Consider the following 15,361-nt stretch of genomic DNA (forward strand, 5'->3'; position numbering starts at 1 on the left):
TCTGTGCTATTGTCCTTTTTCTGATTAGTTCATTACCGGAAGCAATGAATAGCTTTTGGCATACTCCATCATTTGTCCGAAGAAAGAATCAGGATATTCGAGTTTTACATCCGTGATCTTGTCTCCGTTCATAACCGGTACCAGGCGAGGCTGGATAAATCCTTTGTAAGGTTTAATATTCAGTTTTGCAAAACGCTCCAGCACTTCCTTATGCAGTTCCGGATTCACTTTCACTCCGTATGTTTCCACCAGGTTTTTACCTGCATTGAAATCGCCCTCGGATTTGATGCGTTGAATTTCACGCAGTAATTCACCAAAGAGCGTACGCAGCTTGTTATAGTCGTTGATCTGAACATAGGTTTTACCATCTTTCTTCACAAATTCAACAACATTATCCTTCTTACCTTTTTCAAATACCCAGTACGCATTCAGCGCGCGGTTGCGCATGTGTGCCTCTTCCAGTTTATCGCCGAGTTTCAGACGCGTGAGCTGTGTCATCAGGCCATTCATCATATAACTGTCGTATTCGGCTTTACCCACTTCCAGAGAAGGCATTACGCCGATATCCACCAGTTTCTGATCCATGATGTAATACAGCGCAACGAGGTCTGCACGAGCCTCTTCAAGGCAGGATGCATAGTTTTTCAACGTCTTGTCCGGAGTGGCCACGCCGGGGTTGATCTGACCTGAGGCATGTCCGATACACTCATGCATATCCGTATGCAGGTCGCTACCCTGGTTACCGAACTCTTTCATCCGTTTCAGGGTTTCAGGATTGCTCACAAACTCATCCAGCATACCGCTTCCGGCGCTGCTTTCATTGTAGGCGTGAACGATATTGCTCAGCGAAACGGATTTGGAGCCATGCTCTTTTCTTAACCAGTCGGAGTTAGGCAGATTGATACCGATCGGTGTGCTCGGTGCAGCATCTCCTGATTCAACGATAACAGTGATCGCTTTTGCGGAAATACCTTTTACTGTTTTTTTCTTATGCTCGGGCATCAGCGGAGAATTGTCCTCAAACCATTGCGCTTCTTTAGCGATAGCGGCAATTGTTTTGGTGGTGTTCAGATCTTTCAGCGATACCACAGATTCAAAGCTTCCTTTTTTACCGATAGCATCGTTGTACACTTCGATAAAACCGTGACTGATATCAATGCGGGAAGCGGTGTCATTTACCCATGCAATGTTGTATTGATCCCAATCATGCAGGTCTCCGGTCTCATAATAACGAGCCAGCAATTCCAGTGCCTTTTTCTGTTGTTCATTCTCGGCAACGGTTGTTGCTTTTTTCAGCCAGTAGACCACTTTTTCCAGGGCCGGACCGTACATACCGCCCACTTTCCATACCTTCTCGCTTATTTTGCCGTTTTCCTTGATCACTTTGCTGTTCAGTCCCCACTCCGGCTCCTGGTCACTATGCGGGAACATGGTTGCATTACCATAGAATGCTTCCACTTCCTTCTGCGTTACCCCTTCATAGAAATTGTTGGAAGACGCCACAACGTTGTCGATACCCGCTCTCAGATCCACCATTTTAGGCTGGAAGTTCAGATCGAATACCAACGGCTTGATACGGGCAAGAAATGCATCGGCAGTCTCTCCCTGAGCAAGCGGCAGCTGGCTCTGATCACTGTTCTTCACGAGTTCGCTAAAATATTCAAAACTGCATTCAGGGATAAATTTATCCTTTGCATAATGGTGGTGATTACCCGTAGAGAACCATACACGTCCGGCATATGTCTGGAATTTCTTCCAGTCTTCGGAGTTGCGATCCCCTTTGTAGGTAGCGTACACGGCTTCAATTGTTTTACGCAGTGTAAGACCGTATTTATTTGCCTGATCGTAGTAAATGTCTCTACCGCACAATGCGGCTTCGTACAGGTAGTATGCGAGCGTTTTCTGCTGCAGGCTGAGTTCTTCCCAACCCGGAACCTGGTAACGCAGCAGCTGAAGATCAGCAAAAGATTCTGCCATTACTTTAAAATCTGCCTGTGGTGCAGCCTGTTCTGTTTTGGTTTCGGGCTTTGGTGCATCACCGGAACAGGAGGCAAGCGCAGCCGCACTAATTAAGGCCATAGCGGGTAATTTCCATTTTTGCATTAGCGAATAAATTTGAAGGAGTAAAGATAAGGTTTTGTAATCCGAAAAAAGGGCTGCTAACAAGCCGTTTACATCGAAAAAGCCGGCTCTTTGCAGAACCGGCTTTCCGATATACCAATAAAATCTACTATTTAAATTGAGGAATCAGACTGTTGACCAGTTGAGTCATTTTCGTCAGCCCTTCTTCCGGCAGATTTCCTTTTTTGAATTCAGCCAGTACGTCCGGCATTTTCAGATCCATCTCGCGCAGGAAAGCCTCTTCAAATGCTTTTACATTCTTAACAGGGATTTCGCGGATCAGGTTGTTGGTGCCCACATAGATCATAGCAACCTGCTTTTCTACGGTGTATGGAGAGAACTGAGGTTGTTTCAGGATCTCCAGGTTACGGGAACCTTTATCGATTACGTTTTTAGTAGCAGCATCCAGATCACCACCGAATTTGGAGAATGCCTCCATTTCACGGAACAGGGCCTGATCGAGCTTCAGGGTACCGGATACTTTCTTCATGGATTTGATCTGAGCGTTACCACCTACACGGCTTACGGAGATACCTACGTTGATCGCAGGACGGATACCCGCCAGGAACAGGTTGGACTCCAGGAAGATCTGACCATCAGTGATGGAGATTACGTTTGTAGGGATATAAGCAGATACGTCACCCGCCTGAGTTTCGATGATAGGCAATGCGGTCAGAGAACCACCACCTTTCACTTTATCTTTCAGGCTTTCAGGAAGATCGTTCATTGTTTTGGCGATCTCATTATTGCTGATCACTTTCGCAGAGCGCTCCAGCAAACGGCTATGCAGGTAGAATACGTCACCGGGATAAGCCTCACGTCCAGGAGGGCGACGGAGCAGCAGGGAAACCTCGCGGTAAGCCACCGCCTGCTTAGACAGATCATCATAAACCACCAGTGCAGGACGGCCAGTATCGCGGAAATACTCCCCGATAGCAGCGCCCGCAAACGGAGCGTAGAATTGCAATGGAGCAGGGTCAGAAGCAGAAGCCAGTACCACAGTGGTATAAGGCATCGCACCGTTTTCTTCCAGAGTCTTGATAACTCCGGCAACGGTTGATGCTTTCTGTCCGATTGCTACATAGATACAATAAACAGGTTTTCCTGCTTCGTAAAATTCTTTTTGGTTGATGATGGTATCGATACAGATAGCTGTTTTACCAGTTTGACGGTCACCGATTACCAGTTCACGCTGACCACGGCCAACGGGGATCATTGCATCGATCGCTTTGATACCTGTTTGCAGGGGTTCTTTTACAGGCTCACGGAACAATACGCCGGGAGCTTTACGCTCGAGTGGCATTTCATACAATTCACCACCCAGCGGACCTTTACCGTCTATAGGTTCACCCAGTGTATTTACCACGCGACCCAGCATGCTCTCTCCCACTTTGATGGAGGCGATGCGGCCGGTGCGGGTAACTTTACTACCTTCTTTAATAGTACCGCTTTCTCCCATCAATACAACCCCTACGTTATCTTCTTCGAGGTTCAGAGCGATAGCGCGAACGCCGTTCTCAAATTCTACGAGTTCCCCCTGGCGAACGCCGTTGAGACCGTAAACCAATGCGATACCGTCACCCACCTGGAGTACGGTTCCCACCTCCTCAAGATTTGCTTCAGCGTTGAAGCTGCTCAGCTGCTGACGGAGTATCGCTGATATTTCATCGGGTTTTATGTCAACCATTTTGTTTAGATTATAAAGAGTTAACGATTTTTAATTTACTAGTGTTGAATATTAATATTTAGGAACGTACAGATTGCCGGTAAACTGCTTTCTGATATCGTTCAGATCACGGGCCACGCTTGCGTCCAGCTGACGATCTCCGAGATCGAGCACGAAACCACCCAGTAAAGAAGGATCTGTTTTTGTTTCGATCTGGATACTGCTTTCGCTGAATGCAGCGGCAATTTTATTTTTCAGCACTTCGATCACTTCGCTGTCCACAGGAACCGCGGTGGTGAGTCGCACTGTTTTGATTTTTTTAATGAAGCGGTACTGTTGGATAAACGCCTGAGCAATTTCATCTAGATTCTGTTCACGGCCTTTATTGATCAACAGCTTCACGAATGCCGCAGTAAGCGGTGCAACGCGACCATTGAAAATAGCATCCACGATCGCAAATTTTTTATCTGCTTTGATAACAGGACTGCGCATCAGCATCAGGAAATCCCTGTTCTGGCGGCATACCATATCGATCATTTGCATATCCTTGAGGATATCTTCCAGCACATTCTGTTCTGTGGAGATATCTATCAGAGATTTCGCGTAACGGGATGCAAGACGTGGATTGAGCATATGAGTAAAATATTGTGTCGCGGTTAATAAAGACCGGTACGACTAATTGATTAGTTTAAGCTTACTTCTTCTGCAAGTTTCTTGGCAAATGCGCTTTGATCTGCATCGCTGCTCAGGTTTTTACGGATAACTTTTTCCGCAACCTGAAGTGCCAGATTAGCAACTTCGTTTTTCACTTCTGTCATCGCAGCCATTTTCAGGTGATCGATCTGCACGCGCGCATCTGCCATAATTTTAGCAGCTTCGGTTTTAGCCTGTTCTTTGGCATCGTTTACGATCTTATCCTTCAGTTCTTTCGCTTCTTTCAGCATTTGTGTTCTTTCTTCACGGGCTTCAGCCATGATCTTCTGGTTTTCAGCCTGCATGGTAGCCATTTCGGCTTTCACGCGCTCTGCAGAAGCGATGGAGTCTGCGATGTTTTTCTCGCGCTCGTTCAGAGAGTTCAGGATGGGTTTCCATGCATACTTTTTCAGGATCAGGAATACGATCAGAAATGCAACGAGGGTCCATACAAAGAGACCGAGGTCCGGTTGGAGCAAATCCATAAGATATAGTTTCTTTTGTTGTGTTTACTTAAAGTATGATTTTCAATTCCCAAAAGTCTGGAAAAGAACTGCATTCTCGGCCCTTTGCGTCAAATGCAGTTCAATGTGTTGTTGTGGTCCGGCAGGATTATTTCAATACAGCCAGCAGACCAGCGATAACGCCGAACAGAGCAACCCCCTCAACGAAGGCAGCAGTCAGGATCATAGCAGAGCGGATGTCGCCTGCAGCTTCTGGTTGGCGAGCGATAGACTCAACGGCACCTTTACCGATTTGTCCGATACCAACACCAGCAGCCAAAGCAGCGATACCAGCACCTACTGCGCCCAGTCCAGCGGCGCTACCATCTAACATAATTGTGTTTAAGATAGACATATATAATTGGGATTTAAAAACTACGCAATAATTTCGTTCTCAGATGTATGATAGTGCTGACCATCTTCGTGTCCGTGCCCTTCGTCCACTGCCTGACCGATAAATACCGCTGTCAGTGTAGTGAAGATAAACGCCTGGATCGCTGCTACCAGCAACTCAAGGAAGAACATGAAAATAGAGAATCCAACGGAAACAGGAGAGAAGCCCCAGCCTGCTACCGGCGACATCGCACCGAAAATGAAGATCATACAAACGATGCTCAGGATAATGATGTGACCTGCCAGGATGTTCGCAAAAAGACGAATCGTCAGTGCGACTGGCTTAATGAACAGGGAAATGATCTCAATCGGAACGAGGATGAATTTGATCGGCAATGGCACTCCCGGAGGATTCAGCAAGTGACCCCAGAAATGTCCGTTGGCACGCACCACCATTACAATGAAGGAGATCAGCGCGAGACAAGCGGTCACGGCCACGTTACCGGTAAAGTTAGCACCACCCGGGATCAGACCCAGCATGTTGTTGATCCAGATAAAGAAGAAGAATGTAAGCAGCAAAGGCATGAAGCGGTTTGCTTTGTGACCCAGGTTCGGAACAGCCACTTCGTCACGGACAAAAGTGATCACCGGCTCAATAGCATTCTGGAATCCGGTTGGCGCCTGGCCTTCACGCGCTTTATATTTTTTTGCCACGCTCAGCATGATCCACAAAAGCAGTACCACGGAGATGAGCATCGACATTACGTTCTTGGTAATGGAAAAGTCGTACACTTTGGATCCGTCTTCAGAAACGATAGTCCCCTCCTTGATCCCTTCCACTTCTTCAGCGGGTTTTCCGGCAGCGATCATTTCCTCTTTATAGTGTTCGTCCACGATACGGTAGCCGTCGTGAGCAACACGCTCTCCCTCATGACCGAAGCTGGAAGCAGAGAACATAGAAACACCTTTCTCAGGACTGTACAGGATAACAGGCAATGGAACAGAAACATGGGTATGACCGATGGTCATGAAATGCCATTCATGCGCATCTCCCACATGTTCAAAAATAATTTTCTTAATATCAAGGGATTTTCCCTCGGTTGCTTCCTCATGCACCGCTGTCTCGGTTACAGTAGGTTCTTCCTGAGCCGACGCGGAAAAAGAAGATACAAAAGCCGTGAAAATCAATACCAATAAGGAAAACAGACGATTCATAAGCGTGAAATAACCCTTAAATTTTGCGCAAAGATACTCGTTTTAAATTCATAAAAAACAACGTGTTTCATTTTTTTTCAACATACGCTTAACAAGCGCTTAAAATCAGCTTATTGCGAAAAGAAAGTCCATAAAAAAAGCCCCGCTTATAGCGGGGCTTAGATAAAGTATTTTCTGTTAGAATTTCGGACAACCGGTAACAAAACGCTGAACGGGATCAGCACGGTTGATAGCACCATTGAAAATCAGTGAAATTTCGAATGCTCCGTTTCCGTTTGTAGCGGGAGTCAGGCCGGAAAGGTTGGCATCGTAAGATACACCCAACTGGGCTTTGGAGAATTCAAAACCTACGTAAGGAATGATCGCATCTCCGTAACGGTACCAGCTACCAAGATAGAAAATAGATGCTTTGGAGAACTCCCTGTCGTAGCCCGGATTCATGATGAAACCGATGGCGCCACCTGCCATAGCAGAGGTATTGGGACCCTGGAACTGAACCAGTGCACTACCGTAGAAAACGGTGCGGTCGTTCATATCCAGCTGAGTACCTGCATATAAAGCAGAACGTCTGTACAATTTGTGATTACCTCCCAGGAAAGATTCAACAGGGCGTGTGATGTGGTACATGGAAACACCACCGAACAAAGTTGCATGCTCACTGATACGTCCGTTATACATCAGACCCAGAGCGAAATCCGGGTAAGTCATATCCTTATTGCTCAGATTGTCTTTTGTAGTTCCTACAGAGAACGTCTGATTGCGCGGATCGTATTCGTCTTCGAAAGTGAGCTTATCGTTCTGGATCGTCTTCTGAACCAATGTTCCCTGAACACCAAAAGACAAGGTATGTTGCTTATCCACACCAAATGCTTTGTGGTAGGCGGCAGAAAGTCCGATGGAGATATTCTGCAATGCAGCAGTACCCGCTTTATCATAAAGCGCCAGCACACCAAACCCCAGATAATCCCCGCTTTCAAACTGGCCACGCAGAGAAGCAACATCTACGGATGCAGTTCCTGTGGTGTAAGGAGCGTTGTTAATAGAACTCCATTGTTGACGGAAGTTAGCAGCGATACGTAAATCAGACTGTGTCAAACCGGTCAATGCAGGATTCAGCGTCATAGGAGACGTGAAATACTGCGAAAAATGCACATCCTGTGCCTGTGAAGAATTGCTGAGTGCAAATGCAGCACCCAAACAGAGTAATAATTTCTTCATCTTGTCTTGGGGTTTATTTATCTTGTAAAGGAAACGCTTCTAAATCAATGTTGGGGCAAGATAGCCATTTAATTTAATTTTCACAAATCATTGTCAATATTTTTTTGGCTGCTCAGAGTCCAAGTACATCCCTCATAGTGTAAACCCCTTTTTTGCCCGCAATAAACTCTGCCGCCACAACTGCACCCTGGGCAAAACCATCTCTGTTGTGTGCTGTATGTATCAGCTCGATATCGTCGATTGCGGAAGAATATTTAACGGAGTGCGTACCCGGCGCCTCATCTTCCCGTACCGGATGTATAGACAGCACTTCTGCCGCTCCGGGTTGGGATTCTTCCCATCTTTTTTTACGATCCAGGTGTGCAATGATGCGTTCCGCCAGTGTAATGGCCGTTCCACTTGGTTTATCTTTCTTATGAATATGATGCACCTCTTCCATACTCACCTCATATTCAGGATATTTATTCATAATATCTGCCAGCACTTCATTGATGCTGAAAAACACATTCACGCCAATGCTGAAGTTGGATGTCTGCAAAAACGCCACCCCTTTTTCCTCAGCCAGTTGCTTTGCCGCAGGCACCTCGTTGTTCCAGCCTGTAGAGCCGCAAACAACCGATACTCCGGCATCCAGGCAGGCTTTAACGTTGTCGAACGCCGCTTCAGGATTTGTCATTTCAATGACAACGTCCGCCTCTTTTATTGTTTCTGAAAACAATAACTGACGGTTCTGACTGCTGATACGCAATACAATTTCGTGTCCCCTGGACAAGGCAATACGCTCAATGGCCTTACCCATTTTGCCATATCCCACTAATGCGATTTTCATACCCAAAATAATTACTAGCTAGATAAAGAAGGATGCGATCGTAAATACCGCAAAACAAATGCTGGCCACACTGTTTGTATTGATAAAGGCAATATTCACCTTACTCAGATCGTTGGGTTTCACCAACAGATGCTGGTACAACAGCATGCCGGTGTACACAGCCGCACCCACCCAGTACAACCAGGAAAAATGGCCGGCCATTCCTGCCGTTATCACCAATGCCGCAGACCCGATGTGCAGCAGGTTGGAAACATTCAGCGCGCGACGCGCACCCAATACCGAAGGAATGGAATACAATTGCTGAGACCGGTCGAATTCCTCATCCTGCAATGCATAAATAATATCGAACCCAGACACCCATGTGAGCACGAGAAAAGAAAAAATAAGCGGAATGATGTTAAAGGAACCAGTCACCGACAAATACGCCCCTATCGGGGCCAGACTTAGTCCGAGCCCGAGCACCAGATGGCACAATGGCGTGAACCGCTTGGTATAACTGTAGAATAAAATGACGAGCAGTGCCACCGGTGACAGGTAAAAGCACAACGGGTTGATGAAAAAAGTAGTGACCACAAACAGCAGACTGCTGATGATCACAAACCACAACGCATGCTTCGGACTGATCACTCCGGCCGGTATCTCTCTTTTGGCGGTTCGCGGATTCAGAGCATCGAAACGCCTGTCCAGCCAGCGATTGAAGGCCATTGCAGCACTACGTGCAAATACCATACATAGCAGCATCAGCAACAGCAAACGGGGCTGAAACGCATAGCCATCCTTAAGAATCGCTAATGAGAAGCCCACAAATGCGAATGGCAATGCAAATACCGTATGACTGAATTTGATCAGCGACAGATAATCAGCGACTTTTTTTGACGCACTCATCCGATAATGTAAATTAGATCATTGCAGTGAATGCGCTCAGGACAGAAACGCCGTCTGTATTGGAAAGCTCTTTACTGCAGGCCCTCTCCGGATGCGGCATCATACCAAATACGTTTCTGCCGGCATTGCAGATACCCGCGATGTTTTCCATGGCGCCATTAGGGTTCGCATCGATATGATGCTCACCGTGCTCATTCACATAACGGAAAACGATCTGGTCGTTATCTTTCAATTGTTGCATCGTTGCAGCATCTGCATAATACCTGCCTTCTCCGTGGGCAACAGGAATGCGCAGGGTACGCCCCATTACAGAATGGCTGACGATATCGCGCGATGCCTCATTTTTTATAAATACGTTTTTGCAGACAAACTTCTGATGGTCGTTCTGAAGCAACGCACCTGGAAGCAATCCGGATTCACAAAGGATCTGGAAACCGTTACATACGCCCAATACTTTACCACCGGCGTTTGCGAAGTTAACCACCTGCTCCATCAGCGGACTGAAGCGGGCCAGGGCACCGCAACGCAGGTAATCTCCGTAAGAGAATCCTCCGGGTAAAACGATACAATCGTTCTTATCAAACATGCTGAGATCGCGATCCTTGTGCCACAGCATCACCACATCCTGCTGAAGGTCGTAGCGCAGTGCGTTGTACATATCACGATCACAATTGGAACCGGGGAAAACAATTACTCCGAATTTCATTATAAATAAGCTTTTTGAATTATAGCGGTAAAAATATCTGTGCAAAAATCACCAGCGCGAGTACAAAATAGAAGCTGATACGATTTACTTTTTTATTCCGTTCATGACTGAAAGCCTGGGCCAGGATCAGGCTCAGCGCAGGCAGGCAAATCATCCAACCTCCCTGTACGGAAGGTGCGGTGAAACATGCCGCAATCAGGGAAAAAAACAGTAAGAGCGTCACCACTATCCAACTGCGACGAATAAAAATAGGCGCTTTGGGCAACTGGGATTGCATATTGTACACACAGATACACAACCATACGATCAATCCTCCCGCCACACCCAGGTAATATTCGGCTGGTTTTAATTGGCGGGGCAAAGATACACCAAGCTCCGGCCATAAATGCAGCAGTTGTAATTTATCTGTGCAAAAAAGAATCACCACAAGTATATACAGCGGCATTACCAATCCGAGAAGCATCACCATCCATTCCCTGAAGCTGAATGGTCTGATTATCAATAAAGCCACAAAAGCATACAGGACGAATACCACCGCCGGAAACTCCAGAAGCGCGGCAGGCATAATCAGAAAACCTAAATTGAAGATCTGTTTATTGGCGTTCTGATGGTTTCTGGATGCCAGCAGGAGATGCATTACTCCCAAAAGCAGGAAATTACAGATAAGCGGTGCGCCAAACACGCTCAACGCCGGATTCAGACTGCTCAGTACAATGAAACAGAAAGCGGGAAGGTAATGCTGGTGCATAAACAAGCGATGGCGGATTGCCAGTCTGTTGATGATCAGTGCCTGAACGAACAGTAACAGCACAGAAAACAATGTATATGCAAAAGCGGATTTTCCGAAAATGTAGCTTAAGCCGTGCAACAGCCATCCGTAAAAAAATTGCGACGCTTCGGCATGCGGCAGCACAGCGTGTGTCAACGCCTGCAGATGCAGTGTCAGCGTCAGCAAAAAAAGTAATATAGCCGTATAAGGGCTATTGTTACGAACCAGATGAAGCAAAACGGAAAATTTGCGCTAAAGTACAATTTTCGCGAAGCATATCTGCTTCTTACGCAAACACGGAATCACAATTTCGCGGCTGTCTACCTGCTTACCCTCCCTTGGAACCCAGTCGGGATCCGTATCAGAACCGGAATCCATAAAGCCGGTATTCACACTTCCATCTGCAGCAACGGAACTGAGCTCAATTCTCGAACGACGGCTGTTGAAATCATTAAACAAAAATCCTAATGCCCCGCCGGTATTGAGCAACGTGTACGAAGAGAACATTCCGCCGTCCTCCTGTGAATACTGCTCTTTACGCACAAACGTATGCCACTCTTCTTTTTTTGCAGCGTTATAAGACAGCACGAGTATATCGTTATAGTGATATTCACGCACTGTTTGCGCCATTACAGGACTAAAGTAGTAGGAGTAAAAGCCCACACCCGGCATATAAGCGCTTTGAGTGGTCATATAATATTCTTCTGCCGCGACAAGAAATCCTCCGTCGTTTTTTATGATAAGCTGGTTGATACGGAAAAGGTTGAACGCGCGTTCGCGGCGCTTGCCTTTTGTATCCCCGCGCATTTCATCCTCAAAAGGAATAGCAGCCTTATCGTCAAACGTAAGTGTGTTCATATTAAATGTCGCCGCAGCCACTCCTTCATTATTACCGTTCTTCTCTGTGGAATAAAACGACGCGACATAAATATTTCCGTTCTGGTTATTGATCTTCTGGAACGGGTATTCCATGTAATGATCCTCAAAAGCCAGTTCAGTAACACGAAACACACTCTCATCATGCTTAATCGTGAGCATCGCGTATTCATCGGTATAACTTCTGCTTCCGATAATGGTGTAGGCTGGCAGGAAGAAGTCGCCGTTATTATTCAGGAGCGCCTGTCCGCAGTCCAGCGTATTGCCGGCTTTGTATTTCAGCTTGGCGCGCTTTATAATTTTCATTTTGTCGACGTCGAGCCAGTATCCGTCGAAATTGAGTGACTTTCCTTTCGTGTCGGCACGGTAAATCACCAGGTTCCTTTTATCCTCAGATACGGCCGAAGAGAAAAATTCATTATCGCTGGAGCCGAAAAATCCGCTTCTTTTTTCATCCACTTTCAGCGGATTTTTTATCAGGATACCGCGACTGTCGAGCATGGCTGCGTATTGTGTGATACGCGTGCCCGATTGTTGCTGGTACAATACCAGCATGCGGTCTGTATAGGAAATGAAGCGGATATTGCTTGTCTTGTCCGGAAAGAAATCCAGCACGATCGTTGCGATATGATCCATCGAGTCGTTGTAAGTATCCAGAAAATACTCCTTACCGGAAGAGCGGAAAGTGAACAGACTTCCGTTGATTTTCCCGATCACGGCCACCGACCCGTTGCGCAGGTCGAACGGATTATAATCGCTGTACATTACGCGCTGCGCCTGGGAGGGCAGGCCTGATACGATCAGTAAAAAAGAAAGCAGGAAGGAATAAAGTCTCATAATTAGTTCGGTTGTTTTCCGGTGGTATCTGATAAAGCTGCTTGGGATGCGGTATCTACGCGAACGGTATCTTTTTTCGGGACTACAGGCCGGATTGCGGGATGACGTAATGCGAGCAGTGAATCGGCTTTCACCTTTAGTTCAATGCTCATTCTGTCGCGGAGATTTTCTTCTTCTATTTCCCTTATTTCCTGCTCCCGTGCACGTACAATGGAATCGATGATCTGTTGCTTCCGTGCCTCGCTCATAGGCGCGGCTTTCTGCGGATTGCAGGCGATGCATACCAGCGGAATAAACACAAACGCAAGGGCAGAATTTTTCATATCTAAACAGTACAAAGATAGTAGCTGCATATGGCACTTTCTGTTAAATTTACTTACTGACCCGGCAGGATTTCACCCACATGTTTCCGGATATTGGAAGCTATTTTGGTCATCGGCAGATCGTTGTCGTCATTGCCAAAAGGATCTTCAATTTCTTCTGCGACCAGCTCCAGACTCCCGAGCACATAAAACACAATGGCAACAACCGGCGCGACAAAGTATCCGAGCGTAAACACATACCCCATCGGGAGTGTGCTGATGTACAGAAAAATGAACTTCTTGATAAATGCGCTGTACGATTGCGGAATGGGCGTATTCTTGATCCGCTCGCAGGCGCCGCATATATCGGTGAATGAAGACAATTCCCCGTTCAGTACGATCAGCTGATCTCCGGTAATGGCGCCGTTCTTATACAGTTCCGTTACCTTCCGGATCATCACACCTGCAATCTGATTGGGGATATGTTTCTCCGTATCGATCGCGTCCCATTCGGGGTGAGCCTGATCATCCAGTGCAAGCCTTGTCTGCTCCAGTTGTAAATGGGCCTGCAGCGAATCGGCATACAGAGGAATGGCTCTCGCGAAGAACAGCTGAGTGTCTGTATCGGGAACCATAGCCCTGATCTTTAACGCGAGGTTCCGGCTGTTATTGACCAGCGCTCCCCAAAGCTTCCGTCCTTCCCACCACCTGTCGTAGGCGGTATTGGTCCGGAACACCAGTAAGATCGAAATAGCGAATCCCAGCAGCGTATGCAATGTCGGCACATTCTTTACCCACGAATCCGGTTGTATTTTTAACACGTCGAGCTCTGCAAAAGCTACCAGCAACGAATAAAGGAATACGCCCGTAATCAGCGGCGCCAGCTTGCGTGCGGTATCTGCCCGCGACATCATAAACAAGGCTTTCGCCCATGCTTTGTTATTGTAAATCTGCATGTAAAGCGTATTTCGTCAAAAATAATCATTAATGCATTGTGTGAAAAAACCTGCCATACCGGTCTTTGAAAGGATATTATCGTAAAATTGTATGCTAAATGGAATCGAGCAAAAGAACGCTGAAAGACCTTTCTTTTACGGGCGGCGAGGGACAGGGAACAATACTGGATCTTATTGACAGAAGCAGCACGCATCTGGGAAGCAGCCTTATCAGAAAAATGGTCGTGCATACACCGTCCAGCTGTGAAAAGCTGTTGCGGCAGCAGGATGCGATACGTTTCTGGGTACAGTATCCGGGCTACTGGCCGGACGCTATCTCAAACGGAACGATCGTAATGCTCGAAAAATTTTTTGAATCGGCAGATGCTTATGCGGCGCATCCGGGCGGACTTTCGTTGTTCGGTGGAAAATGGCTGCAAAAACTGCTCAACCGGAATGAATTCCACTTCACGCAATTCTCGCTTTCGCACCTTTCCGATTTCCTGAAAGGTTGTACCGCTTTCGTGGATACAGAAACTAAGGTGCCGGGCTGCCCTCCGCTGATCCGCGAAACGTTTGCGCATATGAAGCAGCAGCTGGAGCATCCGCTCACCGACAGCATTATCCATATGGATAAAGATGCCAGCTTTAAGGAGATCGCAACGCTCAGCTTCCGCGCAAGGCGTGAAATGAAAAGCAATATCCTGCACCTGATGGATGACTTTGCAAAACTGGATGCATGGAAGGGGCTGGCAGATGCAACCAGACAACTGAAATGGCAGTTTCCTTTTATCAGTGAATCATCTCAGACATCTTTGCACGCCAGGGGACTGTTCCATCCACTGATCGCACAGCCTGTTGCTTATGATATCGACTTTACTCCCGGCAGCACATTTATGCTGCTTACAGGAGCCAACATGTCCGGGAAGACCACGCTGATGCGTGCGCTCGGCGTGGCAACACTGCTGGCAAAAATGGGGATGGGTGTTCCTGCCGCATCGTTCGGCATGTCGTTTCTGAACGGCGTACTTACGAATATGCATGTGGAAGATGATCTGCTGAAAGGTGAAAGCTTCTTTCTTGCGGAAGTAAAAACAATCAGGCAGACGATAGCGCACATCACCGAATCGGGGCCACAACTGGTGCTGATGGATGAGCTGTTTAAAGGAACAAATGTGCACGATGCCTATGAATGTACCAAGGCTATTGTAGAAGGCATGTTGCGCCATCCCGAGCATATCATGATACTGTCCACCCATCTGCATGAAGTAGCACATCATTTCGAAGGGCAGAACGGCGTCTCCTTTTACCGCTTCACCACGCATCTGGGTACAGACGGAAACTTTGTATTTGACTACCGCCTGGAACCGGGCATTTCCGACGAACGTATCGGTTACCGCATCCTGGTGAAAGAAGGGATTATAGATTTGCTCCGCAAGCGTTCCTGAGCACTACAGAATTATTGGCTAACTT

15 protein-coding genes are annotated in these 15,361 nt (G+C 47.0%); 1 reads left to right on the forward strand and 14 read right to left on the reverse strand.

What is annotated here, in order from left to right; translation table 11 throughout:
• Positions 1-24: 24 nt before the first annotated feature.
• The 14 genes from ABD846_RS05720 to ABD846_RS05785 form a co-directional block, all read right to left on the reverse strand.
• On the reverse strand, positions 25-2,079 hold the full coding sequence (locus ABD846_RS05720; RefSeq protein ID WP_344823704.1) for a dipeptidyl-peptidase 3 family protein: 2,055 nt from the start codon (positions 2,077-2,079) through the stop codon (positions 25-27).
• 151 nt (positions 2,080-2,230) lie between these two features.
• Positions 2,231-3,808, reverse strand: coding sequence for a F0F1 ATP synthase subunit alpha (atpA, locus tag ABD846_RS05725; protein ID WP_344823706.1), 1,578 nt, complete (start codon positions 3,806-3,808; stop codon positions 2,231-2,233).
• A gap of 51 nt (positions 3,809-3,859) precedes the next feature.
• Entirely contained in the window at positions 3,860-4,420 is a 561-nt protein-coding gene (gene atpH / locus ABD846_RS05730) for an ATP synthase F1 subunit delta (protein ID WP_344823709.1), read from the reverse strand.
• 50 nt (positions 4,421-4,470) lie between these two features.
• Complete coding sequence (atpF, locus tag ABD846_RS05735; RefSeq protein ID WP_344823712.1) at positions 4,471-4,965, reverse strand: F0F1 ATP synthase subunit B; 495 nt, start codon at positions 4,963-4,965, stop codon at positions 4,471-4,473.
• 127 nt (positions 4,966-5,092) lie between these two features.
• Positions 5,093-5,338, reverse strand: coding sequence for an ATP synthase F0 subunit C (gene atpE, locus ABD846_RS05740; RefSeq protein ID WP_344823715.1), 246 nt, complete (start codon positions 5,336-5,338; stop codon positions 5,093-5,095).
• A 20-nt stretch (positions 5,339-5,358) separates the two neighbouring features.
• Positions 5,359-6,531, reverse strand: coding sequence for a F0F1 ATP synthase subunit A (gene atpB, locus ABD846_RS05745; protein ID WP_344823718.1), 1,173 nt, complete (start codon positions 6,529-6,531; stop codon positions 5,359-5,361).
• Positions 6,532-6,708: 177 nt separating this feature from the next.
• Positions 6,709-7,749, reverse strand: a complete 1,041-nt coding sequence (locus ABD846_RS05750; protein ID WP_344823721.1) for a PorP/SprF family type IX secretion system membrane protein — start codon at positions 7,747-7,749, stop codon at positions 6,709-6,711.
• Positions 7,750-7,861: 112 nt separating this feature from the next.
• On the reverse strand, positions 7,862-8,578 hold the full coding sequence (gene dapB, locus ABD846_RS05755) for a 4-hydroxy-tetrahydrodipicolinate reductase (RefSeq protein ID WP_344823723.1): 717 nt from the start codon (positions 8,576-8,578) through the stop codon (positions 7,862-7,864).
• Positions 8,579-8,596: 18 nt separating this feature from the next.
• Entirely contained in the window at positions 8,597-9,463 is an 867-nt protein-coding gene (locus ABD846_RS05760; protein WP_344823725.1) for a UbiA-like polyprenyltransferase, read from the reverse strand.
• A 13-nt stretch (positions 9,464-9,476) separates the two neighbouring features.
• Positions 9,477-10,169 carry a phosphoribosylformylglycinamidine synthase subunit PurQ gene (gene purQ, locus ABD846_RS05765; protein ID WP_344823728.1) on the reverse strand — a complete coding sequence of 231 codons (693 nt, stop codon included), beginning with the start codon at positions 10,167-10,169 and terminating at the stop codon, positions 9,477-9,479.
• 19 nt (positions 10,170-10,188) lie between these two features.
• A complete protein-coding gene (locus ABD846_RS05770; RefSeq protein WP_344823731.1) occupies positions 10,189-11,175 on the reverse strand; it encodes a hypothetical protein in 987 nt (328 codons plus the stop codon).
• Positions 11,176-11,190: 15 nt separating this feature from the next.
• The gene (locus ABD846_RS05775; RefSeq protein ID WP_344823734.1) at positions 11,191-12,651 is read right to left on the reverse strand and encodes a hypothetical protein; all 1,461 of its coding nucleotides are present in this window, start codon (positions 12,649-12,651) and stop codon (positions 11,191-11,193) included.
• Positions 12,652-12,653: 2 nt separating this feature from the next.
• Positions 12,654-12,974 carry a hypothetical protein gene (locus ABD846_RS05780; protein ID WP_344823737.1) on the reverse strand — a complete coding sequence of 107 codons (321 nt, stop codon included), beginning with the start codon at positions 12,972-12,974 and terminating at the stop codon, positions 12,654-12,656.
• A 53-nt stretch (positions 12,975-13,027) separates the two neighbouring features.
• Complete coding sequence (locus tag ABD846_RS05785; protein ID WP_344823739.1) at positions 13,028-13,909, reverse strand: bestrophin family protein; 882 nt, start codon at positions 13,907-13,909, stop codon at positions 13,028-13,030.
• A 98-nt stretch (positions 13,910-14,007) separates the two neighbouring features.
• Between ABD846_RS05785 and ABD846_RS05790 the strand changes: the two genes are divergently transcribed.
• On the forward strand, positions 14,008-15,336 hold the full coding sequence (locus ABD846_RS05790) for a MutS-related protein (RefSeq protein WP_344823742.1): 1,329 nt from the start codon (positions 14,008-14,010) through the stop codon (positions 15,334-15,336).
• Positions 15,337-15,361: the final 25 nt, after the last annotated feature.

Source organism: Rurimicrobium arvi (assembly GCF_039540495.1).
In the GTDB taxonomy this organism is placed as follows: domain Bacteria; phylum Bacteroidota; class Bacteroidia; order Chitinophagales; family Chitinophagaceae; genus Rurimicrobium; species Rurimicrobium arvi.